The organism is Bacillus sp. ISL-77, from assembly GCF_018613105.1.
In genome coordinates, this window is the sequence record NZ_JAGGQY010000014.1 from 1 (window position 1) to 23871 (window position 23871).

The window sequence follows — 23871 nt, forward strand, 5'->3', positions numbered from 1 at the left end:
AGTGTTAAATATGGAAGGAATTGGTAAAACGTTCTCAGGTGTAACCGTATTAAACAATGTGAAAATTGAACTTTATCCAGGTGAAGTACATGCCTTAATGGGTGAGAATGGAGCCGGAAAGTCAACTTTTATGAAAATTTTAGCAGGGATCTATACACCTGATAATAATGGTGGAAAGATCTATTTTAAAGGTCAGCCGACTTTGTGGAAGGATCCTGTTGATGCAAGGAACAAAGGAATAAATGTTATTCATCAGGAGTTAAGCCTTTCTCCCAATTTGACGATTAGTGAAAATATCTTAATGGGTTCAACCTTTCCGAGAAATCGGTTAGGGATGGTTAAGTGGGGCGAGGTGCATAAAAGTGCACAAAAGGTATTAGATTCAATGGGTTCTAATCTTGACCCACGCCAATTGGTTTCAACCCTAAGCGTTGCTCAACAACAAATGGTGGAGATCGCCCGAGCATTATCCTTTAAGGCAGAGGTTCTTATCATGGATGAACCGACAGCCTCTTTAACAGATAAAGAAATTATGAAACTATTTGATATTATTGAGGATTTAAAAAAACAGGGTGTTGCCATCGTTTATATTTCTCATAGAATGGAAGAAATCTTTACGATTGCTAATAGATTTACTGTCTTACGTGACGGTGAGTGGATTGCAAGTGGTCCCATTGAAGAGACAAACCCCGATCACCTTGTGAAGCTTATGGTAGGTCGTGATTTAAAAGATTTGTTTAATCGAGATAAGTCTTCTGATCCTAAAAAACTTTCAAAAAGCAGTTCCCCTGTTCTGGAACTGAAAAATGTTTCTGATAACACCATTGTTAAAAACGTTTCGTTTAAAATCTACCCAGGTGAAATTATTGGTTTAGCAGGGCTTGTAGGTGCGGGTAGAACAGAGTTAGTTAGGGCCCTATTTGGTGCATCTGAGTTGGTAAGTGGGGAAATATTTGTAGATGGAAAGTCCGTTAAAATACAATCCCCCATAGATGCAATGGCTAATGGGATTGCTCATGTACCTGAAAGCAGGAAAGAGCAAGGATTATTTTTATCTATGTCTGTAAAAGAGAATATTTTAATGGCAGAGTTGAAAAAGCATACGAAGGCAGGAATTGTTAGTTGGAAAGAAGTGAATGCTACCGCTGATCGTTATATAAAAGAACTAAACATAAAAATTGCCTCACCGGAACAGCAGGTATCGAACTTAAGTGGTGGTAATCAACAAAAAGTTGTGATCGCTAGATGGCTGTCCATCGCACCTAAAGTATTACTGCTTGATGAACCCACGAGAGGTGTGGATATTGGGGCAAAGACTGAAATACATAAAATTGTTTCGAAGCTTGCCGAAAATGGCTTGGCAGTTTTAATGATTTCATCTGAGCTTCCGGAAGTATTAGGTGTTAGTGATCGAATCCTCGTCATGTGCGAAGGTAGGTTAACAGGAGAACTTTCGAGAGAAGAAGCCACACAGGAAAAAATTATGTACTTAGCTACTAGGGGGGAGTAAAGAAAATGAGGGGAAATACTCAAACAATATCACAAAGAGAAAGCCTTCATGTTGGGAAGGTCCTTCACGGATTATGGAATCGATTAGGTATGATCATGATTTTAATCTTATTATGTGTTGTCCTTTCTTTTACCGCGCCTAATTTCTTAGAAACGGCCAATATGTTAAATGTATTAAAGCAGGTATCCATCATTGCTGTGCTAGCTGCCGGAATGACGATTGTTATATTAACTGGTGGAATTGATTTGTCCGTCGGATCAACAGTTGCCTTATCTGGTGTTGTTTCAGTTATGGTTTCTTCTGCAGGCGTTAACCCCTTTATTGCCATGATATCAGGTGTGGCTGTAGGGTATGCAGTAGGACTAATAAATGGATTTTTCACTGCTAAAACAAAATTACCAGCATTTATTGTTACATTAGGTAGTTTCACCTATGTTCGAGGTCTTGCTTATGTCATTAGTGGTGGTTATCCGATTGTTTTACAAAATGAAACGTTCAAATTCATTGGTGGCGGAGCTATTTTCGGAATACCAACCCCTATCTATATCATGATTTTTGTTTATATCGTTATGTTTTATGTTTTAAAGTATACCATGTTTGGCCGCCATATTTATGCCATTGGTGGAAATGAAGAAGCAGCACGATTAACAGGGATTAAGGTTGAGAAGTCATTAATTAATGTGTATTCCATCAGTGGATTATTAGCAGGTTTAGGTGGGGTCGTTTTAGCTGGCAGGTTGTATTCTGGTCAACCAACTGCAGGACAAATGTATGAGTTAGATGCAATTGCCGCGGTTATTTTGGGTGGAACTAGTCTAACAGGTGGTAAAGGAAAGATACAAGCAACGATCATTGGGGTATTAATTATGGGCGTTATTAGTAATGGCTTAACTCTAATGGACGTTAACTATTATTGGCAGCTTGTTGTCAAAGGTGGAGTAATTGTTGCCGCGGTTTTATTAGATCGCTTACGTGGAAATAGTGCAGCTTAATTCTCATCAAGGAACATCACATATGAATTTCAAATCTATTAAATGGGGTGTGATTTAAACTGAAGAAAAAGTTTAGTATTCTATTAATCTGTTTCACGGTCTTATGTTTGCCATTAACAACTAACGCATTTGCAGAGGATCCAGGTTATTATAATGAGCCGTATCGTAACCAATTTCATTTTTCTCCCGAAGCGAACTGGATGAACGATCCAAATGGAATGGTTTATTATGACGGGGAATATCACCTTTTTTATCAGTACTATCCTTATGGAACCACATGGGGACCGATGCATTGGGGACATGCTGTCAGTACGGATTTAGTACACTGGGAACATCTTCCTATTGCCTTATCTCCTGATGAAAATGGGGATATCTTCTCGGGAAGTGCGGTTATTGATTGGAACAATACGGCGGGATTTGGTAAAGAAGCAATGGTTGCAATCTTTACTCATTCTGGGGAAAAGGGACAAGTTCAAAGTATTGCGTACAGCAATGATAAAGGAAGGACATGGAAAAAGTATGAGGGTAATCCTGTTATGCTAGATGCCCCGATTCCTGACTGGCGCGACCCAAAAGTTTTTTGGCACGATGAGACAAATCAATGGGTGATGTCTCTAGCTGCGAAAGATAGAGTGATGTTCTATACTTCTCCAGATTTGAAAAATTGGAAATATGCAAGCGAGTTTGGTCCTGACGGCGGTATTCAAGCAAACGGACAGTCCGGTGCTTATTCGTATACCTTGTCACCTCAAAAGGGTGGATCTTTTAAGTTAGAAGGGGACATTACTCTTGTTGAAAAAAATGGTCGAGAAGGAGCAGGAGGGGTTGTTTTTCGCTCAAATAAAGACGCAACCAGCGCATATATGGCAAAAGTGGATGCTGAAAAAGATCTCGTAACACTAAGTAAAATCGATCAGGGAAAGGTAACTGATATTGCTTCAAAGTCAATGACTCTTGAAACTTCCCAAACTTATCATGTAAAGGTGGAGGCAGAGGCAAGCCATTTAAAAGTCTCCCTCAATGGTAAACAAGCTGTTGAAGGAACAGACTCATCCTTTGAAAATGGGCAGTTTGGATTAACGGCATGGAATTCTACCGCTGCGTTTCGTAATGTGGAATTTATGAACAAAACCAACTTTGTGACGAACTTGTCTGGATGGAAAACAGTAAATGGTACATGGAATGATACAAATGATGGCAAAAGTGGAAGCGCTGACAGTGATGGATTTATTATGAGTGAAGATCAGGGAGATCAATTTAGTTACGAGACAGAAATCACCATTGTAGGTGATAAGGGTGGTTCAGGTGCTCTTGTATTCCGCGCTGATGCAGATGCTAAGAATGGATATGTTGCTAGCATGGATGCCTTAACTGATACAATCAAGCTAATGAAGCTTGAAAATGGAACTGCCACTGTAATTGCGGAAAAAAATACTAAGATCGATACGGATCAAAAATATCGACTGAAGGTAAAAGCAGCTGGTGATCAAATCAAAGTATATGTAGACGATAATCTTATTCATGATGTAAATGATGCAACCTTTTCAAGCGGTTTGTTCGGTTTGCATGTTGGGAACTCTTCTGCATTGTTCCAAAATGTTAATACAGGCAAATATATTGTGACAGACGCAAAGGAAATTGAAAATCACGATTTTGAAACAGGAGATTTGACTGGCTGGAAAGCGGTAAGAGGAGATGCGTTTACAAACGATCATGTGAGCGACACGACATCATATTGGGGTGGTTCCTTTGATCAACAAGGAAAATACCATTATTGGGGGTTTTCTGATAAGCATAAAGGAGACGATGCAACAGGAGAAATGCATTCTTCTTACTTTAAGCTAAGCGGTTCAGGTGAAATAAATCTATTAATTGGCGGCGGGAATGACATTACTAATCGCTATGTTTCCTTAGTAAGAGCTTCCGATGACAAAGAATTAATTCACCAAGCAAATACAAAATTTGCTAATGAACAGTATCGCCGTTATGTGTGGGACGCGTCCAAGTATGTAGGAGAAGTAGTGTATATTAAAGTGGTCGATAATGCTACAGGGGGCTGGGGCCATATTAATATTGATGATGTTAACGTGTATAATACAGGTAACATGCCTGCACAAGTTGACAATGTAGCACAAGAACAAGAATCTCAGGTTGCAGAACAAAGAGATAACGGAAAGTTAACTGACTGGAATACAGTGACAGGTGACTGGGTAGCGTCTACTTACGGAAGTAACAATGGTATATGGGAGTGCCCTGCATTATTTCAACTTCCGGTGGACGGAAATCCGAACAACAAAAAATGGGTGTTACAAGTAAGTATCAATGATGGTGCACCAGCTGGCGGCTCAGGTATGCAATACTTTGTCGGTGATTTCGATGGAAAAACATTTAAAAGTGAAAACCCGCCTCAGCAGACATTGTGGTCTGACTACGGTGCAGATTTTTATGCAGGGGTAGAATGGAGCGGGATTGAAGGTAAAAACGGGGAGAAGTATTGGCTTGGCTGGATGAGCAACTGGCAGTATGCAAACAATACACCAACTACGACATGGAGAAGTTCTACATCGCTACCTAGGGAATTAGAGTTAACGAAAACGACAGAAGGGCTTCGTTTAAAACAAACACCAATTTCTTTGCAAGGAATCCGCAAGCATCAAGAGAAAACAGCGTTTGAGAATAAGACAATTTCCGGAAATAGTAATCTTCTTTCAGGAATTACCGGAGATACTTTTGAAATCATTGCGGAATTTGATGTTTCCGGTACAAAAGCAACGGAGTTTGGACTCCAGGTTCGTAAAGGAAGTACGGAACAAGCTACAATCGGTTATGATGTAAGTAGCCAGAAAGTATTTGTTGACCGAACGAATTCCGGAGGCTTTAACTTTGGACAGAATGTAAAAGGAAAGCACACTGCCCCACTGAGTTCAACAGATGGAACGGTAAAAATGCATATTTTCTTAGATCGCTCCTCTGTTGAAGTGTTTGGAAACAATGGTGTAAGCGTTATTACTAATCAACTGTTTCCGCTGCCGTCAAGCAACGGTTTAGAGCTTTATAGTAAGGGCGGAGAAGTCAAATTAAAATCGCTTAATATTTACCCATTGAAGTCCATTTGGGGAAAGAGCCCTGTTCATACAAAAATGTCAGGATGGACAACAGTTAATGGTCTTTGGGCCGATACGATTGCCGGAAAGCAAGGCCAAAGTCAAGGAGATGCGTTTATTCTTTCAAACGAAAAAGGCAGTGATTTTACGTATGAAGCGAAAATTAAAGTACTTGATACTGATTCCCACCCAAGCGATCCATCCAAAGATACAGTTGGAAATCCAATCGGTGCCGGCGCGTTAGTATTCCGCTCTGATGTAGATGCGAAAAATGCCTATGCGGCAAATGTAGATGTTCTCAACAATATGGTCAAATTAGTTAAGTTTGCTGATGGAAGAGGCACGGATCTCGCTGTTTATAATGACAACGGAAATCTAGATTTAAAAGCGAACACAGATTACCATCTGAAAGTGATTACAAAAGGTGAAAGTATTAAAGTTTATCTGGATGACAAGCTTGTCATTGAGGCAGCGGACAATGCATTTAAAGAAGGCTATGCTGGATTAAATGTATGGCACTCTACAACTGTGTTCAATCAGATTAACTACAATTCTAAAAAACAATAATAGCAATGAGGCACCTGTACAGGCTATCGATTCATTTGATAGCCTGTAAGATGAAAAGGATATTGAGGTCCTATGTTTCTAACAAATCATATTTGCACCAGAACCAAAATATGGAGCAACTAATGGCATAAAAATAAGTTTTGAAAATTTACAAGCCCTAACAGGAAAATTATTGATTTTTATCAAATTAATAGGAGGACAATATGGAAACAAATAAATCTATTCAAAAGCCATATTCAAAAGAACGACGGAACTTTGTAGTAGGATTATCTGTTTGGTCATTAGCATTTTTAAGCGGTTTTCCTTTTAAGGCAAAAGAAGTAAGCGCTCTCACCCCTCAAACTATGACACTTAACCCAGTAGATTATGGAGCAAAGTTAAATGACCCCACTTTTACTCGCAACGCAGAAATTATTAATGATCTTATTAATTCAATGCCTCCATCTGGAGGAGTCATTGAATTACCAGCAGGAGACATGTGGCTCTCAGACTCAATTAAAATTAATCGCTCTTATGTGACAATCAGAGGCGTTAATCCAGGTACACGTTCGGTTGTCGATCCCGAGTCTCCAGGTGGAGGAAGTAAACTTTTATTAGGTGAGGGATGTACAATAGGTATCCTTTCTGAAAGAAGCGCCACTGGAAGACCACGAGTATCTGCGATTCAACTGGAAAACTTTTTTATTAAAGGTCTTGGAACAGAAAGAGGTCAAACTGCTGTTAGTATCGACCAAGATAATGATGCAGTTCATATTATTGGTATTTCAACTATGAGCGTAGATACAGGTTTAAGATTAACTGGACCTGACGCATGCATGGTAAGAGGCTGTTGGATTTCAGAAGTTCGTAATGGACTTCTTGTGTACGGTTCTTCTCAGCAATTATTAGTAGCCAATAACCACTTTGGAGCACAACCGGAAGGAAAAAGTGTATCTTTACAAAATCCTAAGTGGGCAAATATTGTAGGTAACAACATCTATCCTGATGGATATACATGTTTAGAAGCTATAGACGCCGAAAACTGTACGTTTTTAGGAAATAATATCCAAAGCTTCTACAATGGTGCTGTTATTATTAAAGGATATGGAAATTTGTTTTCTGGGAGAGTGCAAGCGTGCAAAGTCAAAAAAGATGGTGTATATGTCTGGGCACAGGACCCTATTAGGCGTGATAATCTTTATGGACTGATTCATGTTGATGGAGATGATAATCATATCACTGCGTCAACTGTCTATTCTGACCAACCAGAAGATCACACTCGTATCTTAATTATGGGTGGTAATAGAAACTGGGTGACTAATACCAAGATTTGTGGTGTTTCTTCGCAGCGAAAAGTTGTAGTCAATGGTACATGTATGGATACACGTATTGTTCATTCTGCGCCATTGTCTGAGATAGATAAAGCTGATTCAAATGCAACAGTCGTTTGGTAATTTATTGCTCTGCTATTACTCTATTTCACAATAGCAGAGCATACCTATAAAATACGTCTTTCGTGGAATCACAACCTCGCTCGTGTTTGGATGAGTTTTTTTAATTCGAATGCATTCGTCTTACCAATATCATAAACTATCCAAACAGTACAAAAGGTCTATAAATCTTCTCTCCAATTTTGGGCGCTTTATTCTTAGGAATTGGAGCAGAAATAAACCATTCTGAAAAGAACAATAAATGTCTAAAAAAGAATTACAAGATTTAACTACTAGGAGGAAAATATGATGCAAAATATCGGAATTCCAGGGTTAATACTTATCTTAACAATCGCGCTTATCATTTTCGGCCCTTCTAAATTACCGGAAATCGGAAGAGCATTTGGCTCAACTTTAAGGGAATTTAAAAAGGCTACTAGAGAGATTGTGACAAATGATCTAAATGAAGAGACATCTAATAAAAAAGAAAAATGAGATAAATAAATTAAGAGGAGATGTAGATCCGTCTTACATCTCTTTTTTTATGGAGTGATTATGTTGGAAGATCGAGACATGCACATAGTTCAACACTTGGAAGAGCTGCGCAAACGTATTATCATTACTTTCCTCGTCTTTCTGCTGTTTTTAGTGATGGTATTTGTATATGTTCAAGATATTTACTATGTATTAGTCAAAGATTTGCCATTCAAGCTAGCGTTGCTAGGACCAAGTGATATCTTAGTCGTTTATTTAATGATAGCCAGCGTCGTTGCCATTGCAGCTACTATACCAGTTGGTGCGTACCAAACATGGCTGTTTGTACGTCCGGGATTAACACCAAAAGAGCGTAAAGTTACCATCGCTTATATTCCAGCACTATTCATCTTATTCGTATTAGGAATTAGTTTTGGTTACTATATTCTATTACCTCTTGTACTAAATTTTTTAATGTTGCTATCAAACGACATGTTTAATACGTTTTTTACAACAGAGAAATATTTTCAATTTTTGCTTCACATGACATTGCCTTTTGGATTTCTGTTTGAACTACCCGTTGTCATTATGTTTTTAACAAGCTTAGGAATTATCAATCCGTACCGTCTGCAAAAAATCCGAAAATATGCCTACTTCATATTAATTGTCGTTTCAATTTTGATTACGCCACCAGATTTTCTATCAGATATCCTTGTAAGTATACCTTTATTACTCTTATATGAAGGCAGTGTCAGTTTATCAAAATTCGTATATAAACGACAGCATAGGGCTAAAGAAGGTAATAAAGATGCATACGAATCTATTTAAAAACAAGAAAAAGGGTTCTGGTGCAAATATAACGACAGTTTGAAAAAACTAATGGATGCTTTAGCAATAAAGTCGTTTAAAAATCTAAGTTTTATTCCACAATCGGGCCATTTTATTGAATAAAATTCTCAAAAACACTGGATATATATATATTATAAAAGGAATTTTATATAAATTCAGAGAATATAACTATATCTTTTGGAAAATGGGAGATGGAACAGTGAATTATTTTATTTTAACGGGTGCTTCAAAAGGTATAGGAGAATCTCAGAAAAGCTGCAGGAAAAGCACGAATTCGTAAGGCTTTACTTCCAGCTATATCAAGGAAAAAGTAGTTTATGAACAAACACACTAAATTGATAGGAGAATTTATTTATGGCTAGTAAAAATTATTACGACGTAACAGAGTGGCCTGTCGGTAATCCGTATGAGGATATTGGTGAGGTAATCAATAGCATTATAGCAGATATTAAAAGTAGGCAAACGGACACTGATATGAATAAAGGCGGAAAGCCGGGTGCGGTTATCTATATTCCACCGGGAGATTATCATCTTGGCAGTCAAGTAGTTATAGACATCAGTTATCTTAAAATTATGGGTTCTGGACACGGGTTTACATCTTCGAGTATTCGTTTTAATACTTCTGAGAATGAATGGGCGGATTTGCATGAATTGTGGCCAGGAGGAAGTCGCATACTCGTAGATATTCCCCTAGAAGTAAATGACGAGGAATATAAAGGAGCTGCATTTTATGTTGAACGAAGTGGAAATCCCCGAATAAGTTCGGTAGAGTTTTCTGACTTTTGTATTGATGGTTTGCATTTTATTGAAGATGGTTCAGGAGAAACAAATCCGGAAAACACATACACTAACGGGAAAACGGGTATTTATGTTGCAAGTGCTTGTGACTCATTTCGGATTACAGGCATGGGGTTTGTGTATTTAGAGCATGGAATTACTATTTATCATGCAGATGCACTGACTATACATGATAATTTCATAGCTGAATGTGGTAACTGTATAGAACTACGAGGTTGGGGACAGGCTTCAAAAATAACCGATAACTTGATAGGAGCCGGTTTTAAAGGATATTCAATTTACGCTCAAAATTTTGGTGGACTTTTGATTACAGCGAATAATGTTTTTCCACGAGGTGCGAGCAGTATCTATTTTGATGGTGTGACACGTTCCAGTATCACAAATAATAGACTTCATTCATTTTATCCAGGAATGGTGGTATTCAGGGAAAATTGTTCGGAAAACTTGGTTTCTTCAAATCACTTTTTACGTGACCATGAACCTTGGACTCCTTTTGTGGGAATAGACAATGGTTTAGATGATTTGTATGGTCTCCTCTATATCAGTGGCAATAATAATTCTGTAATTGCTAATCACTTTTCTGAAGTAATTAATACTCAGAACATCAAGCCGGTAGGTGCAACACCTGTAATCATACGTATTGTTTCGGGGAATGGAAATTATATTTCTAATAATCATGTTGTTGCCACGGAGGTTCATGCCAAGATAAGTGATTCATGTTTCTCTGCGCAAGTAGACGCTTTGTTGACTACCGAAGCATCAGAGCCGCTTACCGTAACAACAGTATTGGTAGAAAAAGAATCGCTTCAAAATACGATTCTTGATTCGGGAAGTGATGCACAGGTTGTTATGGACAAGATTGTAAATGCATTCAGAGCCACTCCAACGCCAGGAGCATAAATAATATATTCAACTATGTTTTTGTGGTAGTTTTTGTTCCAAAGTTTCAATTGCAAGTCGGACACTTGAATTATTTCGTTTGTCATTTAATTTTTGGGGTGCTTCCTAGCGATGGAAGTGCCTCTTTTTATAGTGTTTCCCATATTTGGATAAATGCCAATAAAGTAGACAGAAAAAAGGAATGTTTCTTTAGGAAGACTGCCAGAAAATGTCTTCTTTTAAGTTTGGAGAAAGCATGACAATGGCAGAATGAGGTCTTCTAGGATTATAAAACCCTTCAATATATTCGAAACAAGCCAGTTTTACTTCTTTTAACGAAGTAAATTTTTTACGATTCAGTTCTTCTTTCTTCATATATTTGAAAAAAGGTTCTATTACTGCATTATCCCAGGGATAAGCGAGCTTTGAATAAGATGGAACGATGGCTAAATGGTCTTGTAATTGACGGAGTTCAGAAGAAAGGTACTGTGAGCCTCTATCTGTCTTTTCCATAAAAAAATCCTTTATAATGGATTGGAGGCAGTAATCCATCCAAATCCAAAATAAAGGACAAACCCATGGATAAGATTACACGAAAAACTGCATTTGAGCAATGGGCATCGCCGATTTCCAATGAATTATTTACGGAACAGGTCCAGCTCCATTGTCTCGATTACTATACAAAGAAGCTCCACATGGCTTCTTTCACGAAGTTACTCTTGTACGCACAGCTTCACGAAACGGAAAGTCTGCGCGCCGTCAGCGACAGCGTCTTTTCTGAGGAACTGCAGGAAGCCAAAGGGTTGGATTCCATCAGCTTTTCCCAGCTCGGCAGACGGTTGCGCAAAGTGCCGACGGAGTTCTTCCAGGTCATCTTTCTCGAGCTGGTCGCACAGATCCACGAAGCGACGGATTTCCAGATGCGTCGCAAACGGACGTTCCGCTGAAGATCATCGATTCCAGCACATTGCCTTTGAACTTGAATAACCACCGATGGGCGGCGTTCCGGCAAACCAAGTCCGGCATCAAGCTTCATCTGCGGCTCGTGTTCATGGAAAATGGCTGTTCCTACCCCGATCAGGCGGTCTTGACGAACGCCAAGGAACACGATCGCGGCCAACTGGAAGTGCTGGTTGATGACAAGGAATGCATGTATGTGTTCGACCGCGGCTACCTGGATTACGAGCGATTCGACCGCATGACGGACGAGGGCTATTTCTTTGTTTCCCGCCTGCGAAAGAACGCAGTCGTACGGTCACTCGAACACTTCGAACTACCGGAAGACTCTGTCGTAATGTCGGATGAAATGATTGTGATCGGCACTGCTCAGAACCGGTTAGAAAACGTGTTCCGTCTTTTGAAAGTGCTGGATTCCAAAGGCAATCAGCTGAATCTGATCACGAACCGGTTCGATTTATCCGCGGACGAAATCGCTGAACTGTACAAGTCCCGCTGGGCCATCGAACTGTTCTTCAAATGGGTGAAACAGCACTTGAACATCAAGAAGTTCTACGCGCAAAGTCAGCAGGGTGTACACAATCAGGTGTACATTGCGTTGATCGTCTACTGCCTGAACGTCCTTGCGCAATTGCGGACGAACAGCAAGCGAACCTACTTGCAGATCAGCCGCTATCTGAAGGCTTCCTTATGGAAGTCCGCGCATATCTGGCTCCGGAAAATCGAAGGGAAAAGCGTGCCATAACCCAAACAATCAGGCGCTGTTACACCAGTCAAAGGGTATAGTAAAAAATTGGATGCATACTGTCTCTGTTCAGCTGTTTTCGTTTTTTCTCTTTAGAGCAGAGAATTATAAACAGAATATTCCGTGACCATTTGTACAACGGCAGTGGGAGAATCTATTTGTAATAAATTGTTATCGAATAATAACCATTTACTATGTATTTCTAGAAAAAAGAATAATGAACTAATTTCCCTTGCAAACTCAAAGAACTGCAAATTGGATTATTTCGAATTCGATTTATACAATACAAATGAAATCGAAGAACTTATGAAAAATATTTTTGATAAAATTGATTCTTCTGTTATTGAGTCTTTATATCTCATTAACAATGCTGGTGTTTACTTTTCTCAAAATATAGAAGAAACAGAGCCAAACTCTATTATAAAAATGATGAATGTAAATTTAATTTCTCCAATGATTTTAACGTCTTGTTTTATAAAAAAATCTGAAAAATACAATATTGAAAAAAGGATTTTAAATGTTTCGTCTGGTGCATCATTCAACTTATCTTCTGGTGGAAGTTGTTATTCTACGTCGAAAGCAGGACTTGAAACTTTTTCGAAAAGCATTGGGATAGAGAAAAGTAATGTTAAGATAATGGCAATTCGACCAGGAATGGTTGATACTTATATGCACAGAAATACTGTAAATAAAAAAAACTTAAAAACACCTGAGTATGCAGCTATAGAATACTTACTTTTTTATTTGAAAGATTTGAACACGGAAAAGCAGTAAAAGCTTGGTAATATATGCTTAATTACATTACAGAGATTATTGAACTAAAACAGCTAATAGTAGCTCAAAGTTGTATTCCGTTATAGGGCGCTTTAGTGGAATAAAATCGGTGGTTATAAATTAATCATTTGATAGATAGAAGCTATCGGTAATCATTGTGATATAAAATTACTAATTTAGCACCGTTCAGAATTTTATGGACGGTGTTTTGTATGTATACAGATTTTATTTTATAAGAAATATGAATGCTTTAAATACATGTAGTCAAAGTGAAGAAATTGATTTTATTATATTTTTAACACTTTACTATTGATAAAACTGTAATCCGAGCAATGAAGATATTGAAGTCACGAAAAGATTAGTGGAAGCAGGTAAGATTCTAGGAATCGAGGTCCTTGATCACCTGATTGTAAATGCCGATGCTGAATACTACAGCTTGAAAGAAAAAGGTAGAATGTAAGATTCGAAGGAGAGGGAGGTTTAATCCCTCTTCTTTGTTATTTTCTTTTTTTTGTGGTAGTTCGTCTTGTTTGGGGGCATCGAACCCCCAACAATACGGCTGCATCCATGCTTCGCAAGGATGAAGCATAAAAACCCCGAATGAAAGATAAAAAATTGTTCGATTATTGTAAATATTCGGTTAAATCGACAAACATTTTACAATCACTTGTTTATAATGGGAGAAGGTGATACTTGTTTATCCAATAAGGTTTTCCTACATTTTTTAATAGGGGGAGATGTAAATATGGATTTTTATGAAAAGTTACCTACAGATTTCTTAATTGCATTTTATGATGAAATGATGAAAAACATTGAAAAAGGATTATTAACGAAAAATATGTATTATGAATTAGGTTTACTGATTTCAGTTGCAAGTCATAGAGGGATTACCTTAGAGCAACCATGGGACTTTGAACAGATAATCAATCAAAAGGCTCTGGATGATTTTATTCAATTTACACAACATGTAACGTAATAAAGGATGGTTTGTAACCATCTTGTGAACTTTTACGATGTAACCAGCAAAAGAAATCAAAAAAAATTCCCGTATTCATTTGTGAAAATACAGGACTTTTAATCATACTTCTGAATGTTGTTGATTTTTACTTTTTTGATACATCGTGATGAGCTCGTCTAATTTCTGACTGCAACAAAGGGTTTCATCGCTATTTAATCCAGTTTTTCCCGCAATTAGGATCAACATCTTTCTCATCTGATTGATCCGGTCCTCTAGTTCCTCAATCTCGATAAACATCATATATTCCCCTGATTCTCTTTAACTGTTTTTAATTCGATAAATTGGTTTTCCTCGCAATTATTATTATGCGAAAAATTCTTTATAATTGGAATACATCTGACAAAACCCCCTAAAACATTACAAAAAATTTTGTAGATAAAAGAACTTAGGGCGAAAAGAAAGGAACAAGAGGCCTTTCTCTCAGTCGTACTTGTCGCTTTTTTCGGTTTCCTCCTTCATTCCGTACGTTTCCAAGGTATTTATAGGTAGCCACGAGCATACTTAGAAAAACAAGAATAAACCGTAGACTGCGCATTCATGGAGCTTAAAAGACAATCAATTTTCCGTTTCGATGTTGACTAAGTCAACAGGAGGGGATAGATGACACGTAACTAAACGGATCATTGAAAAGTTTCCGAAATTTAAAGGTAAGTTAATGGCTTATGAGAACATTTTAACAGTGGAAGAAGCAATGCAAGGATTAACAGAAGTTAAAGCTGTATTCTTAAGATGAGCTTGGTTTTTTGAAGCACCTGAACTGGAAAGTTTTAATATCGGATTATTGTATCATCATTTAGAGAATGAATGGCTCGAATTCGCGTTAGAATTAATGACTCAGTTCTTTAGAGAGGATACGTATTTAATTCAAAAACCTACCTTTTCCATTCTTCGAGAAACGCCGGATCATTATTTTAATCAAAAGCAGTTTGCTGATTTCTTATCGGAACATGGCTTGAATTATGATAAGCGGAAATTAAATGTGTATTACAGTCGAGGGAAAATACCGAAAGCGGATGTTGAACTTGCAGGTACCCCCTATTGGAGCAAATCTACAGTCGAATCGTTTTGCGAACAGGAGAAGGAACGATTAAAAAAGGAATAGGGTTAAAGCTGTTAAAAGCAATGTAGCTTGGGTTCCAAGCTATTTTTTATTTGTATTGTATTGTGAATGAATCGGTGAAGTTCTTTCGAATAAACCAGGGATTTAGTTTGCAGTTTGCTATTGGCAAGCTTAGAATATCAGGCAAAGTAAAAGATATAATCCACACTTTTCCTCCGAATATTTCGCAATTCTAAATAAAACCTAAACTTTATCTATCTCAATATCCATAAATTTGGTAAAATACATATAAAAGCTAATTTAAAAGAATCGTAATTAAAATCATCATTATGGGTTCTTCAATTTGTGTGTTTTGCCAATAGGTTGCATTGTCCGTAAAAGGGGATGAATACATGTGGATTTGGATTATTGTTTTTATTCTGTTTATCGTCCTATCGATCGTGCTTGAGGAGGCAAGCCATTATCTTTTGAATCAATATTTATATGAGTCTAAATATGGAAAGCAACTAAAATGGAAGAAAAGAATGATGACCCTTTTAACTTTATTTAAGAATAAATTACAAATAGACATACATCAAACGAAAAAAGAAAAGAGTTCATAAGGAAATTTAGAAAGATGAAGTAAGGTCTTAAATAAGAAATTAGCCGATTTTATTGATAAGGTTTTTACAAATGCTGATGCTAAATTCTAAGTATAAGCCATTTCTTAAGGGAGTTGATTCCGGACCATATCAGTAAAGGACAAGGTCCAATACATATATTGAACGGTCTTCAATTGCGAAGGATATAAAAAATAACAAAACTTTGAATATAAGAAAGAAAAAAGTAATAGGCTAACTGTACTTTTCTTGGAGGGGAAAAATGATATTCAAGGCAAATGAAATCGCAGAAATGGGAGATCATATTCTTTTTAAGAATGGAATCAAATGGATCGTTGAGAAGGTAAATGAAAATTCAGTCATTGTGAATATAACCGAAAATAAGACGGAATGGGAGTTTGAAGGAAATAGAACCGTTGTGGCACATAAAAATTACAAGGTTTTGGTAGTGCATGACGTGAAAGCAAACGTCATATATACACGATTTTAAAAGAATTGATTCCTTTTACCGGAGAGGGTTGGATTTTGCTCACTTTTTCATAAAGTAACAGCAAATATAAAACTATAAGAATTTTAAGTTCTATTAAAATTGAAAATGTAAGCGTTTTCTATTATAATAAATAATGGGTTGGATGGCATGTGTGGCCGTCATCGTATTTGGCGTAGGCGGGGCCGATACTAGGGACAGATGTTGAAATGTCTTTGTGGTGATATACTAAACATCATTCGTTAAATCATGTGGAAAATCAAGGATGAAGAAGAAATATAACTAAAAACTTCTTACAAATAAGATGTGCTGGATAGTATAAATGACTATCCAGTTTTTTATTGGGAATAGGTTTAATACTTCAAGATTTTAGAAACGACATTTATGACACTTTAACTCTTTAAAATTCCATCTAAAGATGTGAATTAGGAAAACGTGTTGACCATCTCGTTGTGGATGATATCCGCTATGTTTCCATCCTCTATAAAACAGCCCTTCTCAGCGGTTTGCTGGAAGGGCCAAATATCTTAATTAAGGCAAACACTAAAAAACGTTCAGCGTTTTATTCGTTGTTGTAATTAATTCATTTTTTCGTTTTGTTCCATTTGATTTAATTTCCTCTTTGTGTATCTATTGGAGAAAAATAGCATGAGAATGAACAAAATTAAACATCCACCCATAATCAACAAGAAATATTGCATCCAATCCATGAGAACTGAAAACTCCATTCAAATCCCCCTTTAATATTTACCTGCCTTTTATTATTTCTATATCTTGAAAAAAATTTCCTCCTGTTGAAGAGCAATAATGTATGGGTTTGACCTTTTTATTTATGTATTTACTTGACTATTACATGGGTTATGGAAAAGAACTCAAGATTGACGGTGGATTTACGTTCATCCTGAATGTGAATTCTTTTCTTTAAGGATCAATTTTTGTTACAAATCCAACGCGTAAACCGTTTAATCGCGGCAGAACAATACATTGCCGATAACAACCAAAAGTGGGTTTACGAGCAATTTGAAAACTATACTATCGAAACTTAATATACGTTCGCCCTTCTTTATTCCATTAAATGGCCAGATTGTGGAACAACAACTTTAAAGAAAATTGGATATCTATGTTTAGTTTAGAAGAAATTGTGAAGGTTTGTATTTAAACTAAAGTAGCAGTTAAGTTAAAGAAGGATTTTCAGCAAACTTTGTTTAATGATTAACATCTATATATCGTTGAATTATAATTTTTTGGGGGGGAGAAAATTATGGTAGGAAACTATGAAGTTTTAAATAATACATTACCAACATTAGATGAATACATGTATTTATGTTCGAGTGTTGGGTGGAAAGATTATATGAACTTTGATGTTGCAGAAACATCAATACAAAATTCTGTATTTTCCGTTATAGTTAAAGATAATCATAACATTATAGGAATGGGAAGGATTGTTGGGGATGGTGCGATTTATTTCTATATTCAAGACATAGTTGTTCATCCTGAATATCAAGGAAAAGGAATTGGAAAAGAAATTATGAATGCTTTAGTGAGATACCTTGAAAAAAATGCACCAGATAAGGCATTTGTGGGGTTATTTGCTTCAAAAGGAAAAGGTGAGTTTTATGAAAAATATGATTTTAAGGATTACTCACCTAATATGACAGGAATGTTTAAAGTGATTTCGAAAAAGTTTAACTGATGTTTTCTTCAACTATTGGGCGTGATCCTCTAATAAGGGTTGCGCCTAAAAATAAATAAAAAATGAAGGGAAAGCTATAATGCAAATTATTAGCGTTAGAGAACATCCAGAGTATAAAGAAAAAGCAATTAAATTTTTTCAGAGCAAATGGGCAAACGAAAACAGTATGAAAGTATATGAGGACTGTATTACACACAGCATAACAACTTACAGTCCGCTCCCTATTTGGTATTTAATGGAGGATTCAGGTGAAATTATTGGCTGTGCAGGTCTTATTAGCAATGATTTTATAAGTCGTATGGATTTATGGCCTTGGATATGTGCTCTTTATATTGAAAAAAGCTATCGTGGTAGGTATTTAGGTAAAGAGCTACTTTTACGTGCTAAAGCTGATGCCGAAAAAGCAGGATTCAATAAAGTTTTTCTTTGTACTGACCACATTGGATACTATGAAAAATTTGGATTCACTTATATAGGTGACGGATATCATCCTTGGGGAAGTAGTTCAAGAATTTATGAGAGCAATAACCAAAATAATGATTTTTCAGTTTAGCGTTTTTTATTCAATTCAAGAAACGGGCGCTTTACTATAATAAAGAGAGCTTGCTGATACAGCCCTTTTCTTATTGAGCTAAAGAGCAGTTAGTTTAACAAGAAGGAATACTGAGTCTATATATAACGGATAAAAAAATAATTATTCAATTTATTGGATAGAACACGGGGAGTTTAATGGAACTTAAATTTAAAAATTTTTTTAAAGAAGAATTAACGATTAATGACATACAAACAGCAATGGAAAATGGAGAAGTAATTTCAAAAGAGCTGGTCATGTTTTATCTTTATAGAATAGCAAAGTATGATCAAGACGGTCCAAAAATTAATTCAATTCTTGAAATAAATCCTGACGCAATTTTTATTGCGGAAGCATTAGATTATGAAAGAAAAACAAAGGGTAGTAGAGGACCTTTACACGGTATTCCCGTTTTTCTTAAAGATAATATTGAAACAAGTGATTCAATGCACACAAGTGCAGGAACAATAGCGCTAGAAAATAACATAAGCAGTAAGGATGCATTTCTTGTTGAAAAACTCCGTAATGCTGGAGCTGTTATTTTAGGTAAGACAAATATGACTGAATTAGCCAATGGGATGTCAAATGAAATGTGGGCAGGTTATAGTTCAAGAGGAGGACAAGTATTAAATCCATATGGAGATGCTGACCTTTATGTTGGTGGTTCAAGCTCAGGGTCGGCAGTGGCGGTTGCTTCGAACTTTACCGTTTTATCCGTAGGTACTGAGACAGATGCTTCTATTCTTAGTCCATCTGTTACTAATTCTGTGGTTGGTATTAAACCTACTGTTGGTTTAGTTAGCCGTACAGGTATTATTCCTTTTACTTATTCTCAAGACACGGCTGGACCAATAGCAAGAACAGTTACAGACGCAGCTATTCTATTAGGAACTCTAGCTGGTGTTGATATGCTTGACCCTGCAACCCATAAAAGTGTAGGAAGATCACAACAGGATTATTCTATTTATTTAGATTTTAAGGGTTTACGGGGGGCTAAAATTGGAGTTTTCAACAAAGCTTCTAAAGATGGTAATAATTCCGAAGATCCTTCGCTAACGGGTCCAAATTCAGACTACGATGGAGAATTATTTGAAAATGCCATTCAAACTCTTCGTAATGAAGGAGCGGAGGTTATTGAAAATATAAATATCCCCTCTTTTCATAGAGAATGGAGCTGGGGGGTTCCATTATATGAATTTAAGCATAGTTTAGATAATTATCTTTCCAAACTACCTCCGCATTTACCAGTACATTCTATAACTGAATTAATTAAGTTTAATAAGAGTATTGAAGAAAGAGCATTAAAATACGGACAGAATAAGTTGGAACTCAGCGAAGGGTTTCCTAATACATTAAGAAATCCTGAATACTTGAATGCGAAGCTTGAGGATTTGTATTTTTCTCAGGAACAGGGGATTGACTTTGCCTTAAAAAAGTATGACCTTGATGCTATTCTCTTTCCTTCGTATATAGGCTCAACAATATGTGCTAAAGCTGGTTATCCTTCCATATCTATACCTGCTGGATATATGAAAAATGGAAGACCCTTTGGAGTGACTTTGGCAAGTACTGCTTTTAGTGAAGGTGTATTAATCAAAATAGCTTACTCTTTTGAGCAGGCTACAATGCATCGAAGAAGCCCGAATTTTGCAAAATATTAACAAATTTTATTCAACGGGTGCGTTAGTTCACCAAGCTAAAGTAGCAATCATAATAATTATCTTGATCTTCCGCAATCGGGCGCTATCCTGGAACAAGGATAAGCGCTCATTTTTCATTTTAGGGCCAGTTTGTGGAAGATCGGCAATTCTAGTTAGAAAGCAATCGAAGTTGAATTCATAAATTGTTACCTGTAGTTTTGAAATAAAGTTTGATACAAAGAAGCAGCTAAACCTTTTATTTGACAGTAAACAAAAAGAATCTATTATGAAAAAAGATCCATCAAAATAGATTCTACAGTTTTAATACAGATGAAATTTTTATAAAAAAGTTTGATCTTTTTGGGGTACATTTTGTTGAACATTAGCCCAGGGTCGGTAGCTAAAAAGGCGGCCGACTATTCCAGTCAGCCGCCTAAAATGGATATTGATTAGTTCTAAAGTACCACAAAAGGTACGATAAGGAATGGTTGATCGTTATAGTAAATTACTTTTTTTCCATTACAGCAAAGTAATTTCCTTCATTATCTGCAAAGTTAAATACTCTTCCGGAAGGCATATTTACAATTTCTCCGACTTTGACATTTTTATTTGATAAGTCGCCATGTAATTGATCGAGATTTTCCGTAAAAAACATTAAAGAAGGTGTACCGAGATTTAATTCAGGAGCCATTTTAGCAACGAATTCCTTATTATGGAGAATGATTCTTGTTTCTGCACCCTCTGTAGGAGCAATTTCAATCCATCTCATTCCTTGACCATTATTTTCTTCAGAAATTACATTAAATCCAACTTTTTCTGTCCAAAAATCCATTGCATCATCTTGGTTATTTACATACAACATAATTTGACCGACTTTACTAATCATTGATTTTTACACTCCCTTGTATAAGTAATTTCCAAACTCGTTACTATAGATAAAGGTTTCGATTTAACCGGCCTGCCGGGAGGCCGTTCGTGATATTTCCTTATTTCAGCTGCTGAAGAACCTCTTCCAGGCGGTCCCAAGTTTCGGTGATTCCTTGCAGCATGCCCATATCCATAACGGTCTTGAGGCCCTCCGCCGATGCATATTCAGCGCGGTTGATAAGCTTCGTCTTGCCGCCCAGATCGATGAATGCCAATGTAATATCAGTCGATGGCATGGCGTCATTCGTATTGCCTTCAGCATCCGAGAAGAAATCGACGTAGACGATCTTCTCCGGCTCGATGATCTCCTTATAAACCCCTTTGCCCCAAGATTCCATACCGTAAAATTCACCTTGGTTTTGATCGACACACTTCATGCAGTAGTGCCAAACGCCGCCCGGCCGGAAATCGACGTTGCAGACAGGAAGCTCCCAGCCTCCGGGCCCCCACCAGCGTTTGAGATGCTCGGGATCTTTAAACATCTTGAACACAAGGTCGCGCGGCGCGTCGAAAATACGCTCCAGCACGAGTACTCGATCGTTCTCCACCCTCGAAATCATAGCGTTGTTGGACATTTATAATTCCTCCCAATAAATTTTTTTTAAGTTATTTCGCATGACTTAATGAAACGGCATTTCGTTTTCTATGGTAGAAAACATAGGATCCAGCAATCAAAATGTACCCAATAATGAAAAATACCCAAGGATCGCCCACTGCTATAGTTGAATACATGGCACCCGTCAAATCGATGACAAATCCGGCATAAGCCCATTCCTTAATTCTTGGAAAGCCGGGCATCAGTATCGCTATAACACCTAACAATTTGGCAACGCCAATAAAGGGAAGAAGGTATGAAGGGTACCCTAAATGTTTGAATAAAGCAACTGCTTCAGGGGCGGACATTATATCAGGAATAGAACCTAAAAGCATTAATGCTATCAACAGCCCCGTAAAAAACCAGTATCCGATTGTTATATTCTTCAGAGATACCTTATTTCCTTCTTTGGTTTGGTTATTCTTAATAAGTTTCCGATCTTCTACAGAAGTCAAAAGGTTTGCCATGACCTCATTCCTCCAATATCGTTTTTTTTAAATCTTTGGCAGGACTCCTACTTGTCGTCATGGTTCACATCCTTTCTTTGTAGGTCCTGCAGATATTCGTCCAAGCGGTCGAATCTCTCGTTCCAAATATGGCGGTAGGACTCTAACCAGGAATCAAGCTCTTTAAACGGCTCGGCTCTCAGCTTGTAGATACGTCGATTGGAGATTGCATTCACCTCAACGAGTCCTGCATTACTAAGTACACGAAGATGTTTGGAAGTTTGTGGCTGGTTGAGCCCAAGTCGATTGGCAATTTCTCCTACCGTGAGAGGGCCTTCACGTAAGAGTTCGACAATGTGTAGCCGGTTGGGCTCAGCAAGAGCATTCAAAGTTGTTTTCATGATTATAATATAACCAGATAGGAATATTCCTGTCAAGGAATATTAAGAAGTTTTTTAAAAATTGTGCTCCATGGTTCCGCTGTGATTGTTTTCAGTGTGATTTTTACTAAACGGGAGTTCAATATGGCTAGTTAGCTTCAGAAGTTCTTAAAATATTATTGATCTTCAACAAACGGGCGCATTCCTTTAATAAGGACTCCGTCTTTTTAATTTAGGACGGTATTTCAAAAGAATGGAAGGTTTTTTAGGAAGTAAATTGAATTAATTGATGTGGTATGGAATTATTCAAATATTAGATGGAATTAAAGTGACTACACGAACTATAATACGTTACACATGTTAAAAAGGAGGACATTATGGATCTACCAAAGCACTTTGTTCAGTCAGTGCGTTTATACTTTAAAGAACAGGGGGAAGCCTGGTTACAAAATTTGCCGAATTTAATTCATTTCTGCGAACAAAAATGGTCCATGAAGATAAAAGAACCTTATTCCCTTTCCATCAATTACGTTGCACCCGCTATCATGGAAGACGAGACAGAAGCAGTAGTGAAGATTTGTATCCCGGGAGAAGGCTTTCTTGATGAGCTGGAAGCCTTACAATTGTTTGGGGAGAAAGGAATTGTCCAACTGATCGATTCAGATAAGGAAAATGGAATCATCATTCTAGAAAAACTTTCACCTGGGTATACTTTGGCGGAAGTAACAGATGATGAGGAGGCTTGTCGATTCGCAGCTGATGTAATAAAAAATCTATCCATTCCTGCACCGGCTCATACTAGAATCCTTACTACCGAAGCAAGGGAAGAAAAGCTTCGGATACTTGTGGATGAACATCCATATGGAGTTGGACCTATTTCCCAACAAACGCTAGAAAGGGCATTGAGAATCTTCACATACTTAAATCAAACAACAGAACAACATTTTCTCCTCCATGGGGATTTTCACCATTATAACGTTCTCGCATCTGGGGAAGGGGCATGGACAGTAATTGATCCTAAGGGCTTAATCGGTGAGATTGAGTATGATTTGATACAATATATGTTAAATAAGCTACCTAATCAGGGAGTTTATGATGTCATCGAAAAGCGAGTAGAGATTTTCACTAATAAACTTAATCTAGATAAAAGGCGACTACTGCTATGGGGATATTGTCACACAGTGTTAGCAACCTCATGGACAGTTGACAATGATAAAACCTATGATGAAAGCTTTTTTCAAGTGATTGAGATTTTTGAAAAGTTGTATGAAGCTAATTTCGGTGCTGGGATTGGTACATATCAAAAAACTAAATGACTCTTCTACAATCGGGCTTTTCCAGAATAGGGAAAGCGTCTTAATTATGTCTCCCAAGTGTTATGAGACTATCCTGAAAAT

23 protein-coding genes and 2 pseudogenes are annotated in these 23871 nt (G+C 37.2%); 18 read left to right on the forward strand and 7 right to left on the reverse strand.

The genetic code is table 11. The annotated features are described in order from the left end of the window. The first annotated feature begins 1 nt into the window (after position 1). The 7 genes from J7E77_RS05490 (at position 2) to J7E77_RS05520 (ending at position 10603) form a co-directional block, all read left to right on the forward strand. Entirely contained in the window at positions 2 to 1510 is a 1509-nt protein-coding gene (locus tag J7E77_RS05490) for a sugar ABC transporter ATP-binding protein (RefSeq protein ID WP_214713004.1), read from the forward strand. Between the two features lie 89 nt (positions 1511 to 1599). Further along, positions 1600 to 2502, forward strand: a complete 903-nt coding sequence (locus J7E77_RS05495) for an ABC transporter permease (RefSeq protein ID WP_374102953.1) — start codon at positions 1600 to 1602, stop codon at positions 2500 to 2502. Between the two features lie 59 nt (positions 2503 to 2561). Further along, complete coding sequence (locus J7E77_RS05500) at positions 2562 to 6173, forward strand: GH32 C-terminal domain-containing protein (protein WP_214713026.1); 3612 nt, start codon at positions 2562 to 2564, stop codon at positions 6171 to 6173. A gap of 203 nt (positions 6174 to 6376) precedes the next feature. Further along, entirely contained in the window at positions 6377 to 7606 is a 1230-nt protein-coding gene (locus J7E77_RS05505; RefSeq protein ID WP_214713006.1) for a NosD domain-containing protein, read from the forward strand. Between the two features lie 282 nt (positions 7607 to 7888). Then, positions 7889 to 8077 carry a twin-arginine translocase TatA/TatE family subunit gene (gene tatA, locus J7E77_RS05510; protein ID WP_214713007.1) on the forward strand — a complete coding sequence of 63 codons (189 nt, stop codon included), beginning with the start codon at positions 7889 to 7891 and terminating at the stop codon, positions 8075 to 8077. Between the two features lie 78 nt (positions 8078 to 8155). Then, the gene (tatC, locus tag J7E77_RS05515; RefSeq protein ID WP_251026964.1) at positions 8156 to 8884 is read left to right on the forward strand and encodes a twin-arginine translocase subunit TatC; all 729 of its coding nucleotides are present in this window, start codon (positions 8156 to 8158) and stop codon (positions 8882 to 8884) included. A 375-nt stretch (positions 8885 to 9259) separates the two neighbouring features. Beyond that, positions 9260 to 10603 carry a NosD domain-containing protein gene (locus tag J7E77_RS05520; protein ID WP_214713009.1) on the forward strand — a complete coding sequence of 448 codons (1344 nt, stop codon included), beginning with the start codon at positions 9260 to 9262 and terminating at the stop codon, positions 10601 to 10603. Between the two features lie 189 nt (positions 10604 to 10792). Here the strand turns inward: J7E77_RS05520 and J7E77_RS05525 are convergent, their stop codons facing one another. After that, a complete protein-coding gene (locus J7E77_RS05525; RefSeq protein ID WP_214713010.1) occupies positions 10793 to 11095 on the reverse strand; it encodes an integrase core domain-containing protein in 303 nt (100 codons plus the stop codon). 65 nt (positions 11096 to 11160) lie between these two features. Here J7E77_RS05525 and J7E77_RS05530 point away from each other — a divergent pair. The 4 genes and pseudogenes from J7E77_RS05530 (at position 11161) to J7E77_RS05545 (ending at position 14034) form a co-directional block, all read left to right on the forward strand. Next, positions 11161 to 12284: pseudogene (locus J7E77_RS05530) on the forward strand (IS4 family transposase). 123 nt (positions 12285 to 12407) lie between these two features. Then, complete coding sequence (locus J7E77_RS05535) at positions 12408 to 13058, forward strand: SDR family NAD(P)-dependent oxidoreductase (RefSeq protein WP_214713011.1); 651 nt, start codon at positions 12408 to 12410, stop codon at positions 13056 to 13058. Between the two features lie 325 nt (positions 13059 to 13383). Continuing rightward, positions 13384 to 13518 (forward strand): annotated as a pseudogene (locus J7E77_RS05540) (JAB domain-containing protein); the annotation flags it as partial. Between the two features lie 285 nt (positions 13519 to 13803). After that, on the forward strand, positions 13804 to 14034 hold the full coding sequence (locus J7E77_RS05545) for a hypothetical protein (RefSeq protein WP_214713012.1): 231 nt from the start codon (positions 13804 to 13806) through the stop codon (positions 14032 to 14034). Positions 14035 to 14136: 102 nt separating this feature from the next. Here the strand turns inward: J7E77_RS05545 and J7E77_RS05550 are convergent, their stop codons facing one another. After that, positions 14137 to 14313, reverse strand: a complete 177-nt coding sequence (locus J7E77_RS05550) for an aspartyl-phosphate phosphatase Spo0E family protein (protein ID WP_214713013.1) — start codon at positions 14311 to 14313, stop codon at positions 14137 to 14139. A 544-nt stretch (positions 14314 to 14857) separates the two neighbouring features. Here J7E77_RS05550 and J7E77_RS05555 point away from each other — a divergent pair. From J7E77_RS05555 to J7E77_RS05565, 3 genes are all read left to right on the forward strand, one after another. After that, positions 14858 to 15178, forward strand: coding sequence for a hypothetical protein (locus J7E77_RS05555; protein WP_214713014.1), 321 nt, complete (start codon positions 14858 to 14860; stop codon positions 15176 to 15178). A 350-nt stretch (positions 15179 to 15528) separates the two neighbouring features. Further along, positions 15529 to 15738: a hypothetical protein gene (locus J7E77_RS05560; RefSeq protein WP_214713015.1), complete on the forward strand. Its 210-nt coding sequence runs from the start codon at positions 15529 to 15531 to the stop codon at positions 15736 to 15738. A 259-nt stretch (positions 15739 to 15997) separates the two neighbouring features. Continuing rightward, a complete protein-coding gene (locus J7E77_RS05565) occupies positions 15998 to 16225 on the forward strand; it encodes a DUF2187 family protein (RefSeq protein ID WP_214713016.1) in 228 nt (75 codons plus the stop codon). 575 nt (positions 16226 to 16800) lie between these two features. On the opposite strand, the gene J7E77_RS05570 is transcribed toward J7E77_RS05565, so the two are convergent. After that, entirely contained in the window at positions 16801 to 16950 is a 150-nt protein-coding gene (locus J7E77_RS05570; RefSeq protein ID WP_214713017.1) for a hypothetical protein, read from the reverse strand. Positions 16951 to 17483: 533 nt separating this feature from the next. Between J7E77_RS05570 and J7E77_RS05575 the strand changes: the two genes are divergently transcribed. From J7E77_RS05575 to J7E77_RS05585, 3 genes are all read left to right on the forward strand, one after another. Next, positions 17484 to 17915, forward strand: a complete 432-nt coding sequence (locus J7E77_RS05575; protein ID WP_214713018.1) for a GNAT family N-acetyltransferase — start codon at positions 17484 to 17486, stop codon at positions 17913 to 17915. Positions 17916 to 17994: 79 nt separating this feature from the next. Beyond that, positions 17995 to 18468: a GNAT family N-acetyltransferase gene (locus tag J7E77_RS05580; RefSeq protein WP_214713019.1), complete on the forward strand. Its 474-nt coding sequence runs from the start codon at positions 17995 to 17997 to the stop codon at positions 18466 to 18468. A gap of 176 nt (positions 18469 to 18644) precedes the next feature. Next, a complete protein-coding gene (locus J7E77_RS05585) occupies positions 18645 to 20147 on the forward strand; it encodes an amidase family protein (RefSeq protein ID WP_214713020.1) in 1503 nt (500 codons plus the stop codon). A 484-nt stretch (positions 20148 to 20631) separates the two neighbouring features. On the opposite strand, the gene J7E77_RS05590 is transcribed toward J7E77_RS05585, so the two are convergent. The 4 genes from J7E77_RS05590 to J7E77_RS05605 form a co-directional block, all read right to left on the reverse strand. Next, positions 20632 to 21012: a VOC family protein gene (locus tag J7E77_RS05590; RefSeq protein WP_214713021.1), complete on the reverse strand. Its 381-nt coding sequence runs from the start codon at positions 21010 to 21012 to the stop codon at positions 20632 to 20634. Positions 21013 to 21112: 100 nt separating this feature from the next. After that, positions 21113 to 21628, reverse strand: coding sequence for an SRPBCC domain-containing protein (locus J7E77_RS05595; RefSeq protein ID WP_214713022.1), 516 nt, complete (start codon positions 21626 to 21628; stop codon positions 21113 to 21115). Between the two features lie 31 nt (positions 21629 to 21659). After that, a complete protein-coding gene (locus tag J7E77_RS05600; protein WP_214713023.1) occupies positions 21660 to 22115 on the reverse strand; it encodes a DoxX family protein in 456 nt (151 codons plus the stop codon). Between the two features lie 47 nt (positions 22116 to 22162). Then, entirely contained in the window at positions 22163 to 22495 is a 333-nt protein-coding gene (locus tag J7E77_RS05605; protein WP_214713024.1) for an ArsR/SmtB family transcription factor, read from the reverse strand. A gap of 356 nt (positions 22496 to 22851) precedes the next feature. On the opposite strand from J7E77_RS05605, the gene J7E77_RS05610 reads away from it, so the two are divergent. After that, positions 22852 to 23790 carry an aminoglycoside phosphotransferase family protein gene (locus J7E77_RS05610; protein WP_214713025.1) on the forward strand — a complete coding sequence of 313 codons (939 nt, stop codon included), beginning with the start codon at positions 22852 to 22854 and terminating at the stop codon, positions 23788 to 23790. The last annotated feature ends 81 nt before the right edge of the window (positions 23791 to 23871 follow it).